General features: G+C 72.2%; 19 protein-coding genes and 1 riboswitch. Of the genes, 8 read left to right on the top strand and 11 right to left on the bottom strand.

Features of this window, described 5'->3' with window-relative positions; genetic code table 11:
• Window positions 1–4: 4 nt before the first annotated feature.
• Both ABZU43_RS20225 and ABZU43_RS20220 read right to left on the bottom strand, forming a co-directional pair.
• Window positions 5–976 (bottom strand): DNA primase small subunit domain-containing protein, encoded by a 972-nt coding sequence (locus tag ABZU43_RS20225; RefSeq protein WP_355008021.1) that lies wholly within the window; start codon window positions 974–976, stop codon window positions 5–7.
• Window positions 977–1,077: 101 nt separating this feature from the next.
• Window positions 1,078–1,404: a hypothetical protein gene (locus ABZU43_RS20220; protein WP_355008020.1), complete on the bottom strand. Its 327-nt coding sequence runs from the start codon at window positions 1,402–1,404 to the stop codon at window positions 1,078–1,080.
• Between the two features lie 123 nt (window positions 1,405–1,527).
• On the opposite strand from ABZU43_RS20220, the gene ABZU43_RS20215 reads away from it, so the two are divergent.
• From ABZU43_RS20215 to ABZU43_RS20200, 4 genes are all read left to right on the top strand, one after another.
• The gene (locus ABZU43_RS20215; protein ID WP_355008019.1) at window positions 1,528–2,259 is read left to right on the top strand and encodes a histidine phosphatase family protein; all 732 of its coding nucleotides are present in this window, start codon (window positions 1,528–1,530) and stop codon (window positions 2,257–2,259) included.
• Window positions 2,243–3,112 carry an NAD(P)H-hydrate dehydratase gene (locus ABZU43_RS20210; protein ID WP_355008018.1) on the top strand — a complete coding sequence of 290 codons (870 nt, stop codon included), beginning with the start codon at window positions 2,243–2,245 and terminating at the stop codon, window positions 3,110–3,112. The genes ABZU43_RS20215 and ABZU43_RS20210 overlap by 17 nt, the downstream gene beginning before the upstream one ends.
• A 78-nt stretch (window positions 3,113–3,190) precedes the next feature.
• The gene (locus tag ABZU43_RS20205; RefSeq protein ID WP_355008017.1) at window positions 3,191–3,691 is read left to right on the top strand and encodes a hemerythrin domain-containing protein; all 501 of its coding nucleotides are present in this window, start codon (window positions 3,191–3,193) and stop codon (window positions 3,689–3,691) included.
• A gap of 321 nt (window positions 3,692–4,012) precedes the next feature.
• Window positions 4,013–4,102: riboswitch (ZMP/ZTP riboswitch) on the top strand.
• 21 nt (window positions 4,103–4,123) lie between these two features.
• The gene (locus ABZU43_RS20200; protein ID WP_355008016.1) at window positions 4,124–5,560 is read left to right on the top strand and encodes a glycine hydroxymethyltransferase; all 1,437 of its coding nucleotides are present in this window, start codon (window positions 4,124–4,126) and stop codon (window positions 5,558–5,560) included.
• A 123-nt stretch (window positions 5,561–5,683) separates the two neighbouring features.
• On the opposite strand, the gene ABZU43_RS20195 is transcribed toward ABZU43_RS20200, so the two are convergent.
• From ABZU43_RS20195 to ABZU43_RS20170, 6 genes are all read right to left on the bottom strand, one after another.
• A complete protein-coding gene (locus ABZU43_RS20195; RefSeq protein WP_091397680.1) occupies window positions 5,684–5,944 on the bottom strand; it encodes a hypothetical protein in 261 nt (86 codons plus the stop codon).
• 67 nt (window positions 5,945–6,011) lie between these two features.
• Entirely contained in the window at window positions 6,012–7,391 is a 1,380-nt protein-coding gene (locus tag ABZU43_RS20190; RefSeq protein WP_355008015.1) for a PLP-dependent aminotransferase family protein, read from the bottom strand.
• Window positions 7,392–7,394: 3 nt separating this feature from the next.
• Window positions 7,395–8,498 carry an alpha-hydroxy acid oxidase gene (locus tag ABZU43_RS20185; protein WP_355008014.1) on the bottom strand — a complete coding sequence of 368 codons (1,104 nt, stop codon included), beginning with the start codon at window positions 8,496–8,498 and terminating at the stop codon, window positions 7,395–7,397.
• Entirely contained in the window at window positions 8,491–9,474 is a 984-nt protein-coding gene (locus tag ABZU43_RS20180; protein ID WP_355008013.1) for an alpha/beta hydrolase, read from the bottom strand. The genes ABZU43_RS20185 and ABZU43_RS20180 overlap by 8 nt, the downstream gene beginning before the upstream one ends.
• Before the next feature lie 7 nt (window positions 9,475–9,481).
• On the bottom strand, window positions 9,482–10,693 hold the full coding sequence (locus ABZU43_RS20175) for a cytochrome P450 (protein ID WP_355008012.1): 1,212 nt from the start codon (window positions 10,691–10,693) through the stop codon (window positions 9,482–9,484).
• Between the two features lie 68 nt (window positions 10,694–10,761).
• Window positions 10,762–12,042 carry an SGNH/GDSL hydrolase family protein gene (locus tag ABZU43_RS20170; RefSeq protein WP_355008034.1) on the bottom strand — a complete coding sequence of 427 codons (1,281 nt, stop codon included), beginning with the start codon at window positions 12,040–12,042 and terminating at the stop codon, window positions 10,762–10,764.
• A gap of 313 nt (window positions 12,043–12,355) precedes the next feature.
• On the opposite strand from ABZU43_RS20170, the gene ABZU43_RS20165 reads away from it, so the two are divergent.
• Both ABZU43_RS20165 and ABZU43_RS20160 read left to right on the top strand, forming a co-directional pair.
• Entirely contained in the window at window positions 12,356–13,927 is a 1,572-nt protein-coding gene (locus ABZU43_RS20165) for an AMP-binding protein (RefSeq protein ID WP_355008011.1), read from the top strand.
• Window positions 13,924–15,147 (top strand): MFS transporter, encoded by a 1,224-nt coding sequence (locus ABZU43_RS20160; protein ID WP_355008010.1) that lies wholly within the window; start codon window positions 13,924–13,926, stop codon window positions 15,145–15,147. Before ABZU43_RS20165 ends, ABZU43_RS20160 begins: the two co-directional genes overlap by 4 nt.
• 305 nt (window positions 15,148–15,452) lie before the next feature.
• On the opposite strand, the gene ABZU43_RS20155 is transcribed toward ABZU43_RS20160, so the two are convergent.
• Window positions 15,453–16,028 (bottom strand): hypothetical protein, encoded by a 576-nt coding sequence (locus ABZU43_RS20155; protein ID WP_355008009.1) that lies wholly within the window; start codon window positions 16,026–16,028, stop codon window positions 15,453–15,455.
• A 221-nt stretch (window positions 16,029–16,249) separates the two neighbouring features.
• On the opposite strand from ABZU43_RS20155, the gene ABZU43_RS20150 reads away from it, so the two are divergent.
• Both ABZU43_RS20150 and ABZU43_RS20145 read left to right on the top strand, forming a co-directional pair.
• Window positions 16,250–17,188, top strand: a complete 939-nt coding sequence (locus ABZU43_RS20150; protein WP_355008008.1) for a sialidase family protein — start codon at window positions 16,250–16,252, stop codon at window positions 17,186–17,188.
• Window positions 17,189–17,227: 39 nt separating this feature from the next.
• Window positions 17,228–17,926, top strand: a complete 699-nt coding sequence (locus ABZU43_RS20145) for an SGNH/GDSL hydrolase family protein (RefSeq protein WP_355008007.1) — start codon at window positions 17,228–17,230, stop codon at window positions 17,924–17,926.
• 96 nt (window positions 17,927–18,022) lie between these two features.
• Here ABZU43_RS20145 and ABZU43_RS20140 read toward each other — a convergent pair whose 3' ends face one another.
• Window positions 18,023–19,381 carry a hypothetical protein gene (locus ABZU43_RS20140; RefSeq protein ID WP_355008006.1) on the bottom strand — a complete coding sequence of 453 codons (1,359 nt, stop codon included), beginning with the start codon at window positions 19,379–19,381 and terminating at the stop codon, window positions 18,023–18,025.
• Window positions 19,378–20,346, bottom strand: a complete 969-nt coding sequence (locus tag ABZU43_RS20135; RefSeq protein WP_355008005.1) for a transketolase C-terminal domain-containing protein — start codon at window positions 20,344–20,346, stop codon at window positions 19,378–19,380. Before ABZU43_RS20135 ends, ABZU43_RS20140 begins: the two co-directional genes overlap by 4 nt.
• Window position 20,347 lies beyond the last annotated feature (1 nt).

The following is a 20,347-nucleotide window of genomic DNA, read 5'->3' as shown; positions in this document are numbered from 1 at the left end:
GGCCTCAGCGCTCCGGCGGGGCCTCCAGCCCGTCGCGGTCGGCCAACTCCAGCAACGGTTCCAGCGAGTGCCGGTCACCGTCGAGGCCGGCGTGCGGGTCGCCGCGCTCGGCGAACCGGGCCGGCATGCTGAGCACGTCGAAGTCCTCCGGACGGGCCTGGTCCAGCTCCGACCAGTCCAGCGGCGCGGAGACCAGCGCGGCGGGCGTCGGCCGGATCGAGTACGCCGAGGTCACCGTGTGGTCCCGGGCCATCTGGTTGTAGTCCACGAAGACCGGCCGGTCCCGTTGGTCGCGCCACCAGGTGGTGGTGACCAGGTCCGGCAGCCGGCGCTGCATCTCCCGGCCCAGCGCGAGCACCGCCCGACGGCAGTCACCGAAGCTCCACCGCGGCTCGATCGACAGGTAGACGTGCAGCCCGCGACCGCCGGTCGTCTTCGGGTACCCGGTCATGCCCAGCTCGGCGAGGAACGCCCGCACCTCGTGCGCCACCGGCACCACCTGCTCGAAGCCGACGCCGGGCATCGGGTCCAGGTCGATGCGCAACTGGTCGGGGCGTTCCACGTCGGCGGCGGTGACCGGCCACGGGTGGAACCGCAGGGTGCCCAGGTTGGCCGCCCAGATGACCACTGCCAACTCGCTCGGCGCGACCTCGTCGGCCGTCCGGCCACTGGGGAACGTGATGTGCGCCGTTCGCACCCACTCGGGCGCCCCGGCCGGCAACCGCTTCTGGTAGAACGCGTCGCCCCGGTTGGTCTGCCGGGTGGCGATCGTCGCGCCCTCGAAGACACCGCGGGGCCAGCGTTCCAGCATTGTCGGCCGGTCCCGCAACGCGCGCAGGATGCCGTCGCCCACCGCCAGGAAGTAGCGGACCACGTCCAGCTTGGTCAGCCCACGCTCCGGGAAGTACGGCTTGTCGGGGCTGGAGACGCGGACCAGCCGCTCCCCCACCTGGATCTCCTCCGCCGCCGTGGCCACGCCCTGAGGGTACGACGCACAAGCGCCCCGTACAGCCACCGAGCGGACACTGGCGCGGCGCCGACGGAGCTGGGCTTCGACGGCAGCGATGACGCGCTCGCTCAGGTGAGCAGCAGCACGCCGACCACGACCAGTGGCAGCCCGACGAAGAGGAAGATGCCGACCCCGGTGAGCACGCGCCCTCCGCCGCCCGTCTCCCGCTCCGGCGCGGCACCGAAGGTGGCGCGCGGGCCGAGCATGCCGATCCGACTCATCGTCAGATCGCCCGTCATGCCGATGAGCCCGCCCACCACAACCAACCCGATGCCCAGCCGAGCGGCGTAGTCACCGCCAGCGACCGCCACCCAGATCATCGCCCCGACCGCGACCACCGCCCCGACCACAACGAACAACAGGACCGCTTCCCGCAGACCTCGCAAGACAGCCACTTTTGACCCCCGTCACCTGTCCGGCGCACATTGTTTCGCATCACCAGGTCGCGGTGCTGCCCCGAAACCGACAGCGACCACCGGACACGGTTACCGCCGGCGGCGCCCGGGTAGGGGGGCCGCATGGCGGAACTGGCAAACCTCTGGATCGTCCGGCACGGCGAGAGCACCGCGAACGTCGCGGCGACGCACGCCGAGGCGTCGGGCGCGGAGCTGATCGACCTCACCCATCGCGACGCCGACGTGCCGCTCTCCGCGACCGGCGAGGAGCAGGCCCGGGCGACCGGCCGTTGGCTGGCCGAACTGCCGGCCGCGAGGCGCCCGGATGTGGCGGTCGTGTCGCCGTACCTGCGCGCGGTGCAGACCTCGCGGCTGGCGCTGGCCGGCAACGACATTCCCGTCCACCGCGACGAACGGCTGCGCGACCGGGAGCTGGGCATCCTCGACGGGCTGACCGGGCACGGGGTGCGCCGGCGGTACCCGGACGAGGCCGAACGTCGGGAGCGGTTGGGCAAGTTCTACTACCGGCCGCCGGGCGGGGAGTCCTGGACGGATGTGGCGTTGCGGCTGCGGACGCTGCTGGGCGACCTGCGCCGCGACCACGACGGTTGCCGGGTGCTGCTCTTCGGCCACGACGCGCTGGTCTTCCTGCTTCGCTATCTGCTGGAGGGGTTGACCGAGGACGAGTTGATGGCGCTCACCCGGCAGGACGTGATCGCCAACTGTTCGATCACGGAGTGGTCGGCGGACGACGACGGCCGCCTTGCCGTCACCGCCTTCAACGATGTCGCGCACCTGCGTCAGCAGGGCGCCCAGCCGACCAGGGAGGACGAGATCCATGCCGAGCCGGTCTGAGGTGAAGGTGATCACCCCGGCGTTGCTGCGGGACTGGGCACTGCCTGTGCCGGTGGGCGGGAAGGAGAGCCGGGGCACCGTGCTGGTGGTCGGCGGTTCCCGCTTCACGCCGGGCGCGGTGCTGCTCGCCGGAGTGGCCGCCTTGCGCGCCGGCGCCGGGGTGCTCCAGCTCGCCGCCGCCGAGTCCACCGCGGCGGCGCTGAGCATCCAGGTGCCCGAGGCGCTCGTGGTCGGCCTGCCGGAAACCACCGACGGTGCGGTCGCCGCCGACCGGAACGGTCAGCTCGGCGACCTGGTCGCGCAGGCCGACGTGGTGGCGATCGGCCCCGGCCTGAAGGCGATCGACGAGACCAACCGTCTGCTGAGCCTGGTCCTGGAGGCGGCCCGCCCGGACACGTCGCTGGTCCTCGACGCGTACGCCCTCGGTGCGCTCAGCCACTCACCGGACCTGCTGGTCGGCTCGGGTCGACCCGTGGTTCTCACCCCCAACGTCACCGAGGCCGAGCACCTGCTCGGGCGGGAGCCGGGCGACGACCTGGACTCCGAGGCGGCCGAGTTGGCCGCCCGGTACGAGGCGGTGGTGTCGCTGTACGGGCACGTGGCCGCACCGGACGGGCGGGGTTGGCGGGAGGAGAGCGGCGACGCCGGGCTGGGCACCTCCGGCAGCGGGGACGTGCTCGCCGGGCTGCTGGCGGGGCTGTTGTCCCGGGGTGCCGACCCGGCGCAGGCGGCCTGCTGGGGCTCGTTCGCGCACTCGGTGAGCGGCCAGCGGCTGATCCCCCGCTACGGCCGGATCGGCTTTCTGGCTCGGGAGCTGCTCGACGAGATCCCCCGCACCCTGGCGATGGTCTGAGGCGGTTTCACCTGTTTCCGCATTCGACGTCGGGGTACCGGAACCCCACCAGCCGAGACTCGTCAGGGAGGTCAACCGGTGTCGACCGATGCCATCGTCCTGCTCAAAGAGGACCACAAGGAAATGCGCCGCCTGTTCAAGGCCTTCCAGGACGCCGAGGAGGGGCCGGCGAATCAGCGGCAGAAGTTGGTGGACCAGATCCTGGAGGCACTGACAGTGCACACCTACCTGGAGAACGAGGTGATGTATCCGGAGGTCCGCCGACTGCTGCCCGACCTGGAGGACGACATCCTCGAGTCGTACGAGGAACACCACGTCGCCGATGTGCTCTGTGCCGAGTTGGCCAGCATGGACGCCGGCGACGAGCGGTTCAACGCCAAGACGACGGTGCTGATCGAGAACGTCACGCACCACGTCGAGGAGGAAGAGCAGGAGTGGTTCCCCAAGGTCCGCGACGCGCTGGGCCGCAAGCAGCTCCAGGAGATCGGCGAGAAGATGATCGCGCTGCGCGCGGACGCGCCGCGTACCCCCACCGCCCCGAAGGCGATCAAGAAGGCGCTCGATGCGGTGACGGCCTGAGGCACCCGCTCACACCGAAGGGCCCGGCACAACGCCGGGCCCTTCGTCGTGCCGCCCCGACCCGCCGCGCCGGCCCCGGCCCCGGCCCCGGCCCGCGATCTTGCACTTCCTGTTGCCGATTGGCACTATCTCATGCCGTTTTGTCGCGACAGAAAGTGCAAGATCGCGGGAGGAGGGGCGGCGCGGGGGCGGGGGCGGGGCGAGGCGGGGGGCTGGGGGTTAGTTGCCTACCGTGTGCCCCGCGTCGCATCGCCCAATCACGTTGGCGGGGTCGCCTCCCGGAGGGCGGCCCGAACGGCCGGTTCCGGCCCGGTAGGATTCCTCCCGGGCCGTTACTGGCGCGTGGGGATGGAGAACCATCGGGGAGCGGCCTCGTCACGTGGACGTTTGCCGAGCGCCTGGGCCTTCCGCCGCACGTCTGTTGGAGGTCGCATGTCCCGCAACGCAGAGTCCACCGCATTCCGGAGTGCCCTTGAGGTGATCCGGGCTGTCGAGCCGCGGGTCGCCGACGCCATCGGCGCCGAGCTGACCGACCAGCGGGAGTCACTCAAGCTGATCGCCAGCGAAAATTACGCCTCCCCGGCGACCCTGCTGGCCATGGGCAACTGGTTCAGCGACAAGTACGCCGAGGGCACCGTCGGCCGCCGCTTCTACGCCGGCTGCCAGAACGTCGACACCGTCGAGGCCCTCGCCGCCGAGCACGCCCGGGAGCTGTTCGGCGCCGCGCACGCGTACGTGCAGCCGCACTCGGGCATCGACGCCAACTTGGTCGCCTTCTGGGCGGTGCTCGCCGACCGGGTGGAGTCCCCCGCCCTGAAGAAGGCCCAGGTCCGCCAGGTCAACGACCTCACCGAGGCCGACTGGTTCGCGCTGCGCCGCGAGCTGGGCAACCAGCGGATGCTCGGCATGTCGCTGGACGCCGGCGGCCACCTCACCCACGGTTTCCGGCCGAACATCTCCGGCAAGATGTTCGACCAGCGCAGTTACGGCACCGACCCGGCGACCGGTCTGATCGACTACGACCGGGTGGCCGAGGCGGCCCGCGAGTTCAAGCCGCTGATCCTGGTGGGCGGCTACTCCGCGTACCCACGGAAGGTGAACTTCCGGATCCTGCGCGAGATCGCCGACTCGGTCGGCGCGACCTTCATGGTCGACATGGCGCACTTCGCGGGCCTGGTGGCCGGCAAGGTGTTCACCGGCGACTTCGACCCGGTGCCGCACGCGCACATCGTCACGACCACCACCCACAAGTCGCTGCGCGGTCCGCGCGGCGGCATGGTGCTCTGCCAGCCGGAGCTGGCCGACCAGGTGGACCGGGGCTGCCCGATGGTGCTCGGCGGGCCGCTGCCGCACGTGATGGCCGCCAAGGCTGTCGCGCTCGCCGAGGCCCGCCGGCCCGACTTCGCCGACTACGCCCAGCGGATCGTGGACAACTCGCAGGCCCTCGCCGAAGGTCTGTTGCGTCGGGGCGCGACGCTCGTCACGGGTGGCACCGACAACCACCTGGTGCTGATCGACGTGTCCGGCTACGGGCTCACCGGCCGGCAGGCCGAGCAGGCCCTCCTCGACTCGGGCATCGTCACCAACCGCAACTCGGTCCCGCAGGACCCGAACGGCGCCTGGTACACCTCCGGCATCCGGATCGGCACCCCGGCGCTGACCACCCGGGGCCTGGGCACCGCCGAGATGGACCAGACCGCCGAGTTGATCCACACCGTGCTGACCCAGACCACCGCCGGCGCCAACGCCGACGGCACCCCGTCGAAGGCGAAGTACACGCTGGACGCCGGCCTGGCCGACAAGATCGCTGGCCAGGCCACCGACCTGCTGGCCACGTACCCGCTCTACCCCGGCATCGACCTGAGCTGACCCGACCAACTCGCGTCGATCATGGAGTTGTGGTGCCCGAATGAGGGCGGATAGCGAATTTCGCCCACCACCACAACTCCATGATCGACGCGGACGGGGGCGGACGGGGGCGGAGGGCCGGGGTCAGGCCATGGGGCGTTTGAGGTGGTAGCGGTGGACTTCGGTGCTGCCTTGGACGTTGTTGACGTCCTCGGCGGCGGAGACCAGCTCCCACCCCTCGCGGCCGGCGCGGTTGAGGTGCGCGATGGCGGTGTCGCCGTAGGCGGTGATGTCCTTGCGGGACCCGTCCGGCGCGTACCAGACGAACGAGACGTGAAAATTGCGGCCCTGTCCCTGATAGCGACGGACGAGCAGGGCGTACTCCCAGGCAACCATGCGGCTTATTATGGCCGTCCAACGAGGACGGCGGCACGCGGGTCGTCGCGCATTGCCATCCGATGAACGCGGTGTGTCAACCCGCCCGGCGCGTCAACTCGTCGGTGATCAGCGCCGCGAGGCGATCCAGCCCGACGTCGATCTGCTCCGGTGTGACAGCGCTGACCGACAACCGCAACGCGCGCACCGGAGCAGTGTCGTCGTAGAAGTGCGCCATCGGCGTCCACAGCACCCCGTAGTCGCGCGCCGAGCGGTCCAGCAACGCGTCGTCGACCGGGAACGGCACTGTCACCACCACGAAGAACCCGCCGGCCGGCACCGTCCACCGCACCCCGGGCTGGTCCGGGTGCTCCGGCTGGTCCGGGTGCTCCGGCTGGTTGGGCTGGTCCGGCTGGTCCGGCTGAGCCGGAAAGCGCCGGGTGAGGCCGGCCACTAGGTGGCGCAGATTCCTGGTGTACGCGGACCGCTCCCGGGTGTTGGCGGCCACCAGGCTGCAACCGTGCTCCAGCAGCCGGCCGCCGATCACCGCCTGCGCGATCGGTGACGTGTTCACGGTGACCATGCTCTTGATCATGGCGAGCTGGTCGGCGAGCGTGCCGACCCGCCCGCCCGGGCCGCCGACCCGCTGGTCGGCGACGACGTAGCCGACCCGCGCCCCGGGGAGCACGGTCTTGGCGAACGAGCCGAGGTAGACGACCCGTCGGCCGGTATCCAACGCCTTCAGGGTGGGCGGGCGCGGCCCGTCGTCGCTGTGGAACAGTCCGTACGGGTTGTCCTCCAGCAGCAGCAGATCCTCCTGCGCCGCCAGGTCCAGCAACCGTTGCCGGTGTGCGGTGTCGATACTGACGCCGGAGGGGTTGGCGAAGTCCGGCATCAGGTAGCAGGCGCGCGGCCGCAGCCCCGCAGCCCGGGCCCGGCGCACCTGGGCGGCCAGGTCGGCCAGGTCGACCCCGGTCGGCCCACCGGCGACCGGCCACACCGGCAGGTCCACCAGCCGGGCCGCCCCGGTCAGGCCGACGTAGGTCGGGGCGACCGCGAGCAGCACATCCGCCGGGCCGGCCCGCAACGCCCGCAGCACCAGGAACATCGCCTCCTGGCAGCCGACGGTCACCACCACGTCCTCCGGGTCGACGGTGATCCCCTCGTCGACGGCGAGGTTGCGGGCGATCAGGTGGTGCACGATGCCCTTGGTCCTGCCGTACTGCAGCAGCAGCCGCCGGGCCTGCTCGGGTCGGTGCCCAAGGTCGTCGACGAGGTGCCGGTGGAAGGTGTCCAGGTGCCGGTGCACCGCCGCGACGTCGAAGAACTCCTCGTACGGCCGGCCGGCCGCGAGGGACACCGCCGTCGGGTGACGCTCGGACACCTCGTTGAGGAAGTTCATCGAGGTCAGCGCCGGATCGCCCAGCGCGGGGTGCAGGTCGGCGACGGTCAGGTCGACCGGTTCGGCAGCGCTCATCACTCAGCCCACCCCGAGGGTGCGCAGCTGGCCGGCCGCCACCACGTCGGCGCAGCCGGCCAGGGTGAGCGCATCGGTCAGCTCGGCGGCGAGCAGCCCCAACGCGTCCCGGGCGGCCGGTTCGCCACCGGCTGCGAGGGCCCAGAGCAGCGGTCGGCCGACAAGCACCCCGGCCGCGCCCAACGCCAGCGCCCGCAGCACGTCGGTGCCGCAACGGATGCCGCTGTCGAGCAGCACCTGGCAGCCGTCCCCGACCGCGTCGACGACCTCCGGCAGCATGGTGACGCTCGCCGGTGAGCCGTCCAGTTGCCGCCCGCCGTGGTTGGAGACGACCACCGCGTCGGCGCCGACCCGTACCGCCTCGGTCGCGTCGCGCGGGTCCAGCAGCCCCTTGACCACCAGCGGCAGGTCGACCTGCTCGCGCAGCCACGCCAGGTCCGCCCAGCGCAGCGCCGGCGCGAACGACGCGGCGGTGTGCGCGGCGATCGCGGACACCCCGGGGGCGCCGGAGTGCGCCAACGCGTCGCGACCGTCGGGGAGGTTCGCGGCGACCACCTCGGTCGGCAGCCGGAACGCGTTGCGCAGGTCCCGGGGACGCCGGCCGAGCACCGGGACGTCCACTGTGACCACCAGCGCCCGGCAGCCGGCCGCGACGACCCGGTCCAGCAGGTCGCGGACGAGCGCCCGGTCGCGCAGCCAGTAGAGCTGGAACCAGACGTCCGCCCCCGCCCGGGTGACCTGTTCGATGGGGGTGCTGCCCAGCGTGCTGGCCAGGTACGGGATCCCGGCCGCGCCGGCCGCCGCGGCCAGAGCGAGCTCTCCGTCCGGGTGCACGAGCCGCTGGTACGCCATCGGCGCCACCCCGACCGGCATGGCGTACCGACGGCCGAGCAGGTGGGCGCCGAGGTCGACGGTGTCCACGCCGCGCAGCACCCGGGGCAGCACCGCGACCCGGTCCAACGCGCGACGGTTCGCGGCGAGGGTCACCTCCGACGCGCTGCCGCCGGCCAGGTAGTCCCACACGTCCGGCGGCAGCACGGCCCGGGCGCGCTCGGCGTAGTCGGCGAGCGACACGGCCGGCCGGTCGGCCAACCCCCGCTCACCCATCGCCGGGCCCCGCCGCGGCCCCGCCGGCCGCCTCGCCCGAGCCCGCCGAGGCCGGCAGTCCGAAGCGCTCGCGGAGGAAGACCGCCGCGCTTTCCTGCGCGTGCCGCCCGTCGGTGAAGGTGCCCGGCATGGCGAAGAACCCGTGGATCATGCCGGGGTAGTGCGCCAGCCGGGTGGGCACGCCGGCGTCGCGCAGCCGATCGGCGTACCGCTGCCCCTCGGCGCACAGGGGATCCAGTTCGGCGGTGATCACCAGCGCCGGCGGCAACCCGGACAGGTCCTCGGCGAGCAGCGGCGAGGCCAGCGGGTCCCTCGCGTGGGCCGGGTCGACCAGGTAGTTCCTCCGGTACCAGACGACCGATCGGCGGTTGAACAGCGCCGGGTCCTCGTCCCCGGCCGGTTCGCCGCTCTGGTCGGTGTTCGGGTAGACCAGCAGTTGCGCGGCGAGCGGCGGCCCGTCCGTACGGCTGAGCAGGGTGACCGCGGCGGCCAGGTTCCCACCGGCGCTGTCACCACCGACCGCCAGTCGGGTCGGGTCGGCGCCCAGCTCGTCGGCGTGCCGGGCGATCCACGAGGTGGCGGCGTGGCAGTCGTGCACCGCCGCCGGGAAGGGGTGCTCCGGTGCGAGGCGGTAGCCGACGGTGATCACCTGACAGGGCACGGCGTTGGCCAGCCGCCGGCAGATGCCGTCGGCGGTGTCGATGCTGCCGAGCGTCCACCCGCCGCCGAAGAAGTACAGCACTGTGGGCAGCGGACCCGACCCGGCCGGTCGGTACACCCGCAGCGGCAGCTCCCCGGCGGGGCCGGGGATCCGCTCGTCGCGTACCTCGGCCACCGGCTCGACCGCGCCGCTGCCGGCGCGGATCGCGGCCAGGTCCGCGGCGCGCGCCTCGGAGAGGGTCTGTGCGTACAGCGGTGGGGCGCCGGCCGCGGCGCGGGCCGCCCGGTACGCGGCCACCTCCGGGTGTGCTGCCATGTCGCTCCTATCCGCCGGTGCTGACCAGCAGCTTGTCGATGCCACGCAGGAACAGGCTGCCGCTGAAAGTCGGTGTCTCGGTGACCGTCAGCGCGGGGAACCTGGCGAACAGCCGGGGCAGCGCGAGGCGACCCTCCAACCGCGACACCGCCGCGCCGAGGCAGAAGTGCAGACCCACCCCGAAGGCCAGCGACGGCGGGCCGGGACGGGTCGGGTCGAAGGTGTCCGGGGCCGGGAAACGGGCCGGATCGCGGTTGGCCGCCCCGATCATGATCAGCACGTTGTCGTCGGCGGCGACGGGCACGCCGTGCAGCACGGTGTCGGCCGGCGCGGCGCGGGCCAGGAAGTGCACAGGGCTCGCCAACCGCAGCACCTCGTCGACGCAGCCCTGCGCCAGCGTGGCGTCGGTGGGCAGCGCCGCGACCGTCCGCGGGTGGGCCAGGAGTAGCGGCAGCCCGTTGCTGAACATGTAGACGGTGGTGACGAAGCTGGCGTTGAACAGCACGATCAGGTTGCTGACCAACTCCTCCTCGGTCAGCTCCACCTCCCCGGAGTCGAGCGCCTCGACCAACGCGCTGAGCAGGTCGTCCCCGGGCAGCCGGCGGCGGTGCCCGATCAACTCCCGGTAGAAGGCCCGCAACTCCTCAGCGGCGGTGTTGGCCGCGGCCAGCCGCTGCGGGGTCTTCCCCGCCACGTCCAGGAATTCGTCGATCCACTCCACCCGCTCGCGGTACCACGGCAGATCGGCGGCCGGTATGCCGATGAACTCGGCCATCACCAGAGCCGGAATCGGGTACGCGAAGTCGGCCACGAAATCGACCACGCCATCCCCGGCGTCCGCCATCCGGTCCAGCAGCTCGTCGACCACGCGCAGGATCACCGGCTCCAGCGCGCCGAGCCGGCGCGGCGTGAAGGTGCGGGAGAAGACGTGCCGCATCCGGGTGTGATCGGGCGGGTTGACGAACATCATCGAGGTCTGGAAGGTCCGCAGGATCTCGTGCTCCTCCCAGCCCGGCGGCGGTTGTTTCGTCCATTCCGGATCGCGCAGCAACCCGTCGACGAGGTCGTAGCCGACAGCGACCGCGGCCACCGTACGGTGCTCGGCGCGCGCCGGCACCGCGCTGATCGGGCCGAACCGGTGCAGTTCCGCGTACCACGGGTACGGGTCCTGTCTGCCCTGCTCGCTGTACAGGCCGGTGAGTAACTCCCCTACCTCCATGATCAAACTCCTCCCCAGGATGTCGGTGACCGGGGGCGGCGGGGATCACCCGCCGCCCCCGGTCCGGATCACAGGTCGAGCAGCCGCAGCGGCACGACGTCTGCCAACGCCTGGTTGCCGGCGTCGTTCGGGTGGATGTGGTCCCCCGAGTCGTACGCGGGCAGCAACTGGCTGGGCCGGGCCGGGTCGCGCAGCACCCGGTCGAAGTCGAGCAGCCCGTCGAACTCCCTGCTGCCGCGCAGGTACGCGTTCACCGCCTGGCGGGTGGCCTCCTTCTGCGGCGTCCACACACCCGGCGCGCCGTGCCCCTCGTACGGGGTCAGCGTGGCCACCAGACTCGTCAGCCCGCGCTGCTGGAGCTGCTGGTTGATCTGCCGCAGCGTGCCGATGATCGCCTCGGGTGAGTCGTTCGACATCCAGATGTCGTTGATGCCCAGGTGGGTGACGACGGTACGCACCCCGGTCTGGCCGAACACGTCCTCGTTGAGCCGGGCCGCCGCGTTCGGGCCGAGCTGGTAGTAGCCCGGGTAGTTGCCGTCGCCCGGCTCGGTGCCCTCGTGGTTGAGCCGGTTGCCGGCCAGGCTCAGGTTGAGCACACCCGGGGTGCGCTTGTCCGGCCGGTCGGCGAGCAACCGGTCGGAGAGCAGGTCGGGCCAGCGCCGGTTGGCGTTGACGGTGCTGCCGTTGCCGTCACCGATGGAGTCGCTGAGCACGACCAGCGCGCCGGGGCTGCCCTTGCGTTGCACGTCGACGCCGGAGAGGAAGAACCAGCAGCAGGTGGGACGGGTGGTGAAGCCGGTGCCCTCGGCCGCCCCGGTCAGATCCCCGGCGCCGATGAAGTTGGCCTGCTGGGACTGCCCGTGGAACGTGGTCGGGCCGGTCGGCGTCGGGAAGTGCACTGTGACCACCAGGTCGCTGTCGTCAGCGACCGGGAAGGCCAGCGGGTCGCTGAGCAGTTCGGCGCCCCGGTTCATGGTCGCCGTGGTCGCACCGGTGAAGCTCAACGGACGTACCGAGGCCGCGTCGATGTCGGAGAGGTCGTCCGGTGTCGCGGTGTTCGGCCGGGCGACGGTGGCGCGACCGACGGTGACCGCCTGCTCGCCGTAGAGGTTGCTCAGGCGGACCCGCAGCGCCGGGCCGCCCACGGAGACGTGCACGATCATCCGGACGCTCTGGTTGTTGAGGCCGGTGTTCGTCAGCCCGACCGAGTTGCCCCGGGTGACCGCGGTGGCCCAACTGCCCGCCCACTCGGCGCGGGAGTCGGGTCGGCCGGCGGTGGTGCCGGACGGACCGGCGCTGGCGACGACGGCGGGTGCGCCGGCGACCAACAGCGCGGCCGCAGCGGCGATGACAGGCCATCTCTTCGGGGTTGCCGTTGCCATGGAACCTCCATCGTGGGGCAGCCCAGGGCCGTCCGCTGACGGCGCCCGCCTGGACGATGGTCCAGAAACCTAGCCGCCGCCGCTGACAGACGTCAATCAACCTGATCGACGCGATCAAATGTCCGGCGGGCCGTTCGGATCGCCCGTCGGCACGGTTCCGACCAGCCGTTTCGCGCCTAGGCTTCCAGGCGGCGGCGGTGCGGTCGCCAACCGCGCCACCGTCGCGTCGTCACCGGGAACTGCCCGGGGACCGCCGCTTTTCTCAGATGGGGGCTGCCGGATGACTGACGGACCCGGGCACACCACTACCTACGTGGACAGGGTGTTGGACCTCTTCGCCGAGTTCGGCGACCGGGAGGCGCTTGTCGGCGCCGATCGCCGACTCACCTACACCGAGGCCGCCGCGCTGGTCCGGGCGATGGCCGCGACGATGACCCGGCACGGCGTACGGCCCGGGTCGGCGGTGCTGGTGACAGTCGCTAACGCGGTGGAGGGTCCGCTGCTACAGCTCGCCCTGCATCTGCTCGGCTGCCGGACGATGTGGGTCGCCCCGGTGACCGCGCGCCGGGAGGTCGACGAGTTCATCCGGTTGGCCCGCCCGGACGCCCTGGTCTACGACGCCCGGGACCGGGCCAGTCTGGGCCCGGAGCTGGCCGCCGCGCTGCCCGGCACACCGGTGTGCTGTCTGGGCTCGGGCGGCACCGGGCCCGATCTCACGGCCGACGCCGACGCCGACGCCGACGTGACGGGCCTGCCGGCGTCGGTGCCGGCGCCCGAGTCGTTCCTGCAGACCAGCGGCACTACCGGCAGCCCGAAGCTGGTGCACCACAGGGAGAGCTTCTACGCCCAGATCCTCGCCCTGGCCGCCGACTTCCGCGCCGCCGGGTTCCCGTTGCTGCGGCACCTGTCGCACTCGCCGATGTGGCTGGCCAGCGGGCAGATCACCACGCTGTTCAACCTGTTCACCGGCGGGGTGCTGTTCCTGCGCGACGACTGGGACCCGGTGGCCTTCGTGGACACCGTGCAACGGGAGCGGATCAACTCGACCTTCGTCACGCCGCCGATGCTCTACGAGGTGCTGGACCACCCGGCGCTGGCCGGCGCGGACTTCTCCGCCATGTTCATGTTCAACGTGGGCGCCGGGCCGGCCGCGCCCGCCCGACTGCGCCAGGCCATCGCCCGGTTCGGCCCGGTGCTGCGCATCGTGTACGGCCTCAGCGAGGCGGTCGTGATCACCGCGCTGCCCGGGCTGACCGACGATCCGGAGCACCCGGAACGGTTGCGCTCCTGCGGGAGGCCCTACGGCGACGTCCACATCGAGATCCGCGATGACGACGGCGCGGTGCTGCCGACGGGCCGCGACGGCGAGGTGTGGGTACGGACCCGACTGAGCTTCGCCGGCTACCACGGTCAGCCGGAGCTGACCGCGCAGACGCTCGTCGACGGGTGGGTGCGGACCCGCGACATCGGCCACCTCGACGACGACGGCTACCTCTACCTCGTCGACCGGGCACACGACATGATCGTCACGCATCGCCGGAACTGGGCGATCTTCTGCCGTCCCATCGAGGACGTGCTGGTCGGGCACCCCCAGGTACGGGCCGCCGCCGTCATCGGCGTGCCGGACGAGACGGTCGGCGAGGTGCCGCACGCGTACGTGGTGCTCGGGCCGGGCGCGACGGTCACCGGGGCGGAGCTGATCGACCTGGTGACCGTCGAACTCAACGAGATGTGGGCACCGGCCGCTGTGGAGCTCCTCGACCGGCTGCCGGTGAACCGGTCGATGAAGGTGGACAAGCGGGCGCTGCGCGCACGGTACGCGGCCCGTCGGGCGGCGGCGGTCGGGGCGTGACCCCCCGCCGGCAACTGGTCGTCCTGGTCAGCGCGGACCTGATCTCCAACCTGGGCACCCGCATCTCGGTGGTGACCATTCCGTGGCTGGTGCTGGTCACCACCGGCAGCCCCACCAAGATGGGACTGGTCGCGTTCGCCGAGACCCTGCCGTACCTGCTGTCCAGCGCGTTGGGCACACCCTGGGCGGACCGGATCGGCCTGCGCCGTACCTCGATCCTCTGCGACGCGGGCAGCGCGGTGGTGATGGTCGTCGTGGCGCTGACCCCGTGGTTGGGCTTCGTCCCGCTGGTGGCGCTCGTCGCGGTGGCCGGCGCGCTGCGGGGCATCGGGGACCGGGTGAAGCACGTGATGTTCCGGCCGGTCGCGGAGGCCGCCGGAGTGCCGCTGATCCGCCTGACCTCCGCGTACGACGGGCTCAGCCGGGTGGTGACACTGTTCGGCGCCGCGGTGGGCGGCCTGCTGATCGCCGTCTTCGGGGTGACCGAGGCGATCCTCATCGACGCGGCCAGCTTCGGGGTCTGCGCGCTGCTCATCGGCGTCCTGGTCCGCCCGCCGGCCGCCCCGACGCAACCCACCCAGCCGGAGAGTTACCTGCGCGCCCTGCGGGGTGGCTTCAGTTACCTGGGCCGGGACCGGCCGCTGCTCGGCATGCTCGGCGTGATCTCGGCGCTGAACATGGTGGCCAACGCCAGCGTGGCCGTCTACATCCCGGTCTGGGTCGCCCGGGAGCTTCCCGGCCCGAGCGGCCTCGGCCTGGTGTTGGCGGCGTTCTCGGCGGGCGCGCTGCTGGGCAACCTGGTGTTCACCGCGCTCGGGCCCCGGCTGCCCCGGCGGCTGACGTTCCTGATCGGCGCGCTGGTCGCCGGCACTCCCCGGTTGGTGGCGCTGGCGATCAGCGACGAGCTGCCGGTGGTGCTCGTGGTGACGTTCCTGTCCGGAATCGGCATCGCGGCGGTCAACCCGCTGCTCGGGGTGGCGCTCTACGAGCGGGTGCCGCCGGAGTTGCAGACCCGGGTGATCGGCATCGCCGGTTCGTTGGCGTTCGTCGGTCTGCCGGTCGGCGCGCTGCTCGGCGGCTGGTCGGTGGACGCGCTGGGATTCACCCCGGCCCTGCTGACCATGGCGGCGGCGTGCCTGGTGGTCACCGCGTACCCGCTGCTGAGCAGGGCCTCCGGCCCGGAGACACCGGTGCGGCCCACTCCCGCCACCACCCGGTAAACCCGTTGCGGGTCCGCCCCGGCTGCCGCAGGCTCGGGCCGATGAACGGACAGCCCACCTACGGCGTGCCGGTGACCGACACCGCCACGGCCGACCGGATCGACACGGCCCTGGTCCGCCGACTGGTGGCCGAGCAGTTTCCCCGGTGGGCGGAGCTGCCGATCCGCCCGGTCGAGGTCGGCGGTCTGGTTTCACGGCGACGTCGCGGACGGCAACCCTGGACGATCAGGACCCGGCCAAGGCCGAGTGGGCCGCCCGCGTCCTCAGCGAACTCCTCACCGAGCACCACGCGCACCGCTGAACCGTCACCGGTCGGCCGGGGCCCGGGTGGCGTGCTCGGTACGGCAGCGCGGGCAGCGCAGCCGCGTCCCGGCTGCCGCCCGGGGCACCCGCAGCCGCTGGCCGCAGCCGCAGGTCAGTACCGGCGCCGACGCGCGGAGGTACTCGTCCCGGTCCCGGCGCGGCCACCGGCCGTGACAGCGGGCGCACCACTTCGGCGGGTAGCTGTGGTAGTGGGCGAGGCCGAACGCCCCCGCGATCATCAGCGCGACGGGGACCAGCAGACCGAGCGGCGCGAGCAGCGCGGTCGGCACTCCGCCGAGGCCGTCGGAGACCAACTCGGCGACCACCGCGAGCACGGCCACCGGCACACCGAGCAGTGTGAACCCGAAACCCCAGGCGAAGGTCAGCAGGGACGGCAGGAACATCCACATGCCGCCCGGCGCCCAGCGGCGGACCCCGTACCCGCCGCAGCGCGGGCAGTTCGGCGAGGCGCGGTGCGGCACCGACCGCAGCGCCTTCGGCGCCAACCACTGCACCAGGAGCTTGAGGATCTCCTCGACCAGTTTCGTCGCGAGAGCCTGAAGAAACGAACCGAGCATCCGGTCACCTCCCTCGCCGACGGATTCCGCTGTCGGCCCACCGCCCATGGTGGGCGGTGGGTGCCAACATCCCGGCCCAGCGCGCCGATATCGTCGCGCCAACGACGCCGATCCGACAGCGCCCGCGCGTTGTTCGTCGGACGTTCGGTTGCTGGTCGCGTGGGCGTCGGCGACGGCTGACTAGCGTCTACGGTCGTCACCGCACCTGGAGGCCGCCGCGTATGACGTCGTCACCCACCCGCCGCCGCACCGGGGAGGTCGTCGCCGTGCGCCGGATCGGCGACAGCGCGCCGCACAGCGCGTTCACCGACCTCGTCCGGTACGCCGGAAGCTGGTTCTGCGCCTTCCGGGAGGCCCGCACCCACCTCAGCGACGACGGCGTGATCCGGGTACTGACGTCGGCCGACGGCCGGTCCTGGACCTCCGCGACGGTCATCGCGCAGCCCGGTGCCGACCTGCGTGACCCCCGCTTCGTGGCGCGCCCCGACGGGCGGCTGCAACTGCTCGCGGCGGCCGCCACCGGCGCGGCCAGCAAGACGTTCCAGACGGTGACCCGGCTCAGCACCGACGGGCATACCTGGGGTGATCCGACCCCGGTTGGCGAGCCGGGCGTCTGGGTGTGGCGGGCAGCCTGGCACGACGACGCGATGTACGGCGTCGGCTACGCCACCCGGGAGCCGAGGTTCGCCCGGCTCTACCGCAGCACGGACGGGGTGGACCTGCGGCAGTGGGTGCCGACGCTGTTCGCTGACGGGTACCCCAACGAGTCCGGTCTGGTCTTCGCGCCGGACGGTACCGCCCTGTGCCTGCTGCGGCGGGACGCGGCCACCGCGAGCGCGCAGCTCGGCCGGGCCGTGCCGCCGTACCGGGACTGGACCTGGACGGATCTGGGTGTCCAGGTGGGTGGGCCGGCGCTGCTCCGACTGCCCGACGGGCTGCTGTTGGCCGGGGTGCGCCTGCACGACGGCGAGGTCCGCACCGCGATCTGCGTCGTCGATGCGGACCGGGGCGAGCTGACCGAACTGGTCGCGCTGCCGTCCGGGGGCGACACCAGCTACCCCGGTCTGGTCTGGCACGACGACCTGCTGTGGGTGAGCTACTACTCGTCGCACGAGGGAAAGACCTGTGTCTATCTGGCCGAGGTCGGCCTGACCGGCTGAGCCTGGCCCGGCAGCCCAGCGGTCGGCTAGCGTGCCGGCATGCCATCGACGCTCACCGAATCGACGGACCCGTACTGTCTACGTCCCGGGGAGGCCACCGAGTTGCTGAACGGGCACCCGTGGCGGCGGTTCGTGGCGCTCGGCGACAGCGTCGTGGAGGGCATGTGTGAGCCGACACCGGGCTACCCGGACGTGCAGTGGGTCGACCGGGTCGCCGCCGAGCTGACCGCCGTGCGCCCCGAACTGGCGTACCGGAATCTGGGTCGACGCGGGCTGCGCGCGCACCAGGTGCGGGCCACCCAGCTTGCCCCGGCGCTGGCCTTCGCACCGGACCTGGCGCTTGTCGTCTGCGGCGGCAACGACGCCTTTCACAAGGCGTACGACGCGGAGGCGGTGGACGCCGAGCTGACCGCGATGATCGTCGCGCTGCGCGAGGTGGGCGCCGACGTGATCACAGTGGGCATGTTCGACGTCTCACACAGCCCGGCGGTGCCCGCGCACCTCCGGCCCGGCCTGGGCGAGAGGATGCGCCGCCTGTCGGCCCACACGGCGAACCTGGCCGAGCGACTGAACACGATCCACGTGCACCTGACCGACCATCCCCTGACGGCCGACCCCACCCTCTACAGCACCGACGGCCGCCACGGCAGCGCCCGCAGCGACGCCATAGCCACAGCCCAAACCCTGCGCACCCTCTCCCCCCACCGCACCCCCCAACCCCGATCCCACCCGCGTTGATCATGAAGTTGTTGCCACGACACGCCGCCGCGGAGGGCAATAACTTCATGATCACCGGAGAACGAGGGGGTGGGCGGGGTTCCCGGGGAGAGGGGGTCAGTCGCGCAGGAGGATTCCGGTCAGGAGGACGCCGTGGGCCAGGTTGAGGATGCCGTCGCAGCCGGGGTAGCCGACCCTCGCCAGGCCGCCGGATGCTTGGCGGCCGAACAGGTACGGGGCCAGGGAGTACGGGACGTCGGCGGTGACCGTCTCACCCGTCTCGATCTGGACGAAGTCCATCGACACCCGGTCGGTCGGCAGGTACTCCTGGAGGATGGCGCCGCCCTGCTCGACTGCGGCCCGCACACCGTCGGCCCAGTCCGCAGCGCTCAGCTCCGGGCCGAGCAGGACACCGTGCCCGGCCGAACCGTCGGCCGGCTTCGCCACCAGCGTGGCCTGCTCGGCGATGGCCCGGTCGAGCACCGCGGCGGTCAACGGCACCGTGTACGGCACGTGCCGGCGGATCAGTGCCTGGTCGTCGGCGGGCAGCCCGTCCACGTCCTCCCACAGCCAACCGAACGTGGTCTTGTTGCCGAGCAGCCAGGCCGCCGCCGACACGAACATCGGTAGGGTGCCGGCGGCGAGGGCCACTGCCACCGCGTCCAGACCGGCGGTCGGGGTGACCCGGTTGGGCACGAACAGCCGGAACAGCGCGTCGACAGGTGCGCCGTCGACGACCAGACGGTTGTCGGCGTCCAGTGTGGCGGTGGCGACCGGGGCGATGACCAGGTCGATGCCGAAGTCCCGGGCCCGTACGGCGAGGGGGTCGAGGATCCGGATGAACGTCTGCGGGTCGTCGAGGCCCGGGTAGTCGCCGTCGAAGTCCATCAACAGCGCCACCCGAGCGCCCTCGGGCAGCCGCAGCTCCTCACGGATCGCCACGAACCGCTGGTCCAGCAGCGACGGCGCGGCCCGCACCGGCAGGTCGTCGAGGATGCCGTGCTCCCGGTAGAGGCCCTCGTACCGCTGGATGACGGTGTCCGCGTCGAACCCGCCACCGAGGCTGCTGTCGATGTTGTACTCGACGAACTTCGGCACGCCGGCGGAGAAGATGACGTCCGGGCGGTACGCGGCCAGCAGCGCCTCGGTCAGCGGCTCGGCCTCGTCCAGCAGCCGGGTCTCCCCCGCCGGTACGCCGAGCAGCCGGCGCAGCTCACCGGCGGTGTCGGCCCGACGGCGGCAGGCGTCGAGGATGAGCTGGGCCAGCCGGTCGCAGACCTCGTTGAGCTGCCGCCAGGCATCGGCGGTGAGCACCGGGGGCCGGGCCAACCGCCACTGCTTGTTGTACGTCGCCCGACCGTGGAAGACCTGCTCCCAGGCCGCCGCCCCGCTTGCCACCATGGCTCGACGGGCCGGCTCCGGCAGGTCGCTCCAGGCCCGGTCGGCCGCCGGCCACGGGTAGTTCGGATCAGTCATGAGCCGTCCTTCATCGTGAGGTGGATCGCGGTGGCGAGCTGGTCGCGGCCGGGCTGGACGGCCCGGTCCAGTGCCGGGGCGAACGGCAGCACCGCCCCGTCCGGGCGGGTGACCCGGCGCGGCGGGGCGAGCAGCCGGACCCGCTCCACCACCGAGGTGATGATCTCGGCGGCCATGCCGCAGGAACGGTTGCCGTCGTCGAACACCACGAGGCGTCCGGTGCGGGCCACCGACTCGGTGAGACCGTCGATGTCGAACGGGTACAGGGTGCGCGGGTCGAACACCTCCACCGAGACCTGCTCGGCGAGCTCCTCGGCGACGGCCAGCGCGTCGTGCACCAGGTGCCCGATCGCGACCACTGTCACGTCGTCGCCGAAACGGTGGATCCGCCCCCGGCCCAGCGGCACCGGCGTCAGGTCGTCGACGTCGTCACGCACGTCCATCGCGCCGGCCGGGGCGAACACCACCACCGGGTCGTCGTGGCGGATCGCGGTGACCAGCAGCCCGTACGCGTCGGCCGGGGTGGCCGGCACGACGGTGACCACGCCGACGTGGGCGAAGAGGCTGTACGGGTGGTCGGAGTGCTGCCCGGCCCACCCGGTACGCGAGCCGGACCCGGGCACCAGGTAGGTGACGGGGACACGGCACTGCCCGCCGGTCATCAACGGGAACTTGTGCGCGTGGTTGACGATCTGTTCGAAGACCAGGAACAGCAGCGACGGGATCTGGAACTCGATCACCGGGCGCAGCCCGGCCAGCGCCGCCCCGGTGGCGAAGCTGGTGAACGCCTGCTCCGACAGAGGAGTGTCGCGGACCCGTTCGGTGCCGAACCGCTTGGCCAGCCCGGTGGTCACCAGCGACGCCCCGACCTGGACGTCCTCGCCGAGCAGGAACACCGCCTCGTCGCGGGCCAACTCATCGCCGAGGGCCCTCGTCAGCGCCCGGCGGTACGACAGTCGGGGCACC

It is taken from the genome of Micromonospora sp. NPDC005205, assembly GCF_040608275.1.
In the GTDB taxonomy this organism is placed as follows: Bacteria; Actinomycetota; Actinomycetes; order Mycobacteriales; family Micromonosporaceae; genus Micromonospora.
This window is presented reverse-complemented; position numbering and strand designations above follow the sequence as displayed.

Excerpts from the sequence above, each read along its gene's own strand:
- ABZU43_RS20165 (WP_355008011.1), top strand. The coding sequence starts at position 12,356 with ATGACTGACGGACCCGGGCACACCACTACCTACGTGGACAGGGTGTTG.
- ABZU43_RS20210 (WP_355008018.1), top strand. The coding sequence starts at position 2,243 with ATGCCGAGCCGGTCTGAGGTGAAGGTGATCACCCCGGCGTTGCTGCGG.
- ABZU43_RS20215 (WP_355008019.1), top strand. The coding sequence starts at position 1,528 with ATGGCGGAACTGGCAAACCTCTGGATCGTCCGGCACGGCGAGAGCACC.
- ABZU43_RS20175 (WP_355008012.1), bottom strand. The coding sequence starts at position 10,693 with ATGGAGGTAGGGGAGTTACTCACCGGCCTGTACAGCGAGCAGGGCAGA.
- ABZU43_RS20140 (WP_355008006.1), bottom strand. The coding sequence starts at position 19,381 with ATGACTGATCCGAACTACCCGTGGCCGGCGGCCGACCGGGCCTGGAGC.
- ABZU43_RS20190 (WP_355008015.1), bottom strand. The coding sequence starts at position 7,391 with ATGAGCGCTGCCGAACCGGTCGACCTGACCGTCGCCGACCTGCACCCC.
- ABZU43_RS20155 (WP_355008009.1), bottom strand. The coding sequence starts at position 16,028 with ATGCTCGGTTCGTTTCTTCAGGCTCTCGCGACGAAACTGGTCGAGGAG.
- ABZU43_RS20180 (WP_355008013.1), bottom strand. The coding sequence starts at position 9,474 with ATGGCAGCACACCCGGAGGTGGCCGCGTACCGGGCGGCCCGCGCCGCG.
- ABZU43_RS20150 (WP_355008008.1), top strand. The coding sequence starts at position 16,250 with ATGACGTCGTCACCCACCCGCCGCCGCACCGGGGAGGTCGTCGCCGTG.
- ABZU43_RS20200 (WP_355008016.1), top strand. The coding sequence starts at position 4,124 with ATGTCCCGCAACGCAGAGTCCACCGCATTCCGGAGTGCCCTTGAGGTG.
- ABZU43_RS20145 (WP_355008007.1), top strand. The coding sequence starts at position 17,228 with ATGCCATCGACGCTCACCGAATCGACGGACCCGTACTGTCTACGTCCC.
- ABZU43_RS20185 (WP_355008014.1), bottom strand. The coding sequence starts at position 8,498 with ATGGGTGAGCGGGGGTTGGCCGACCGGCCGGCCGTGTCGCTCGCCGAC.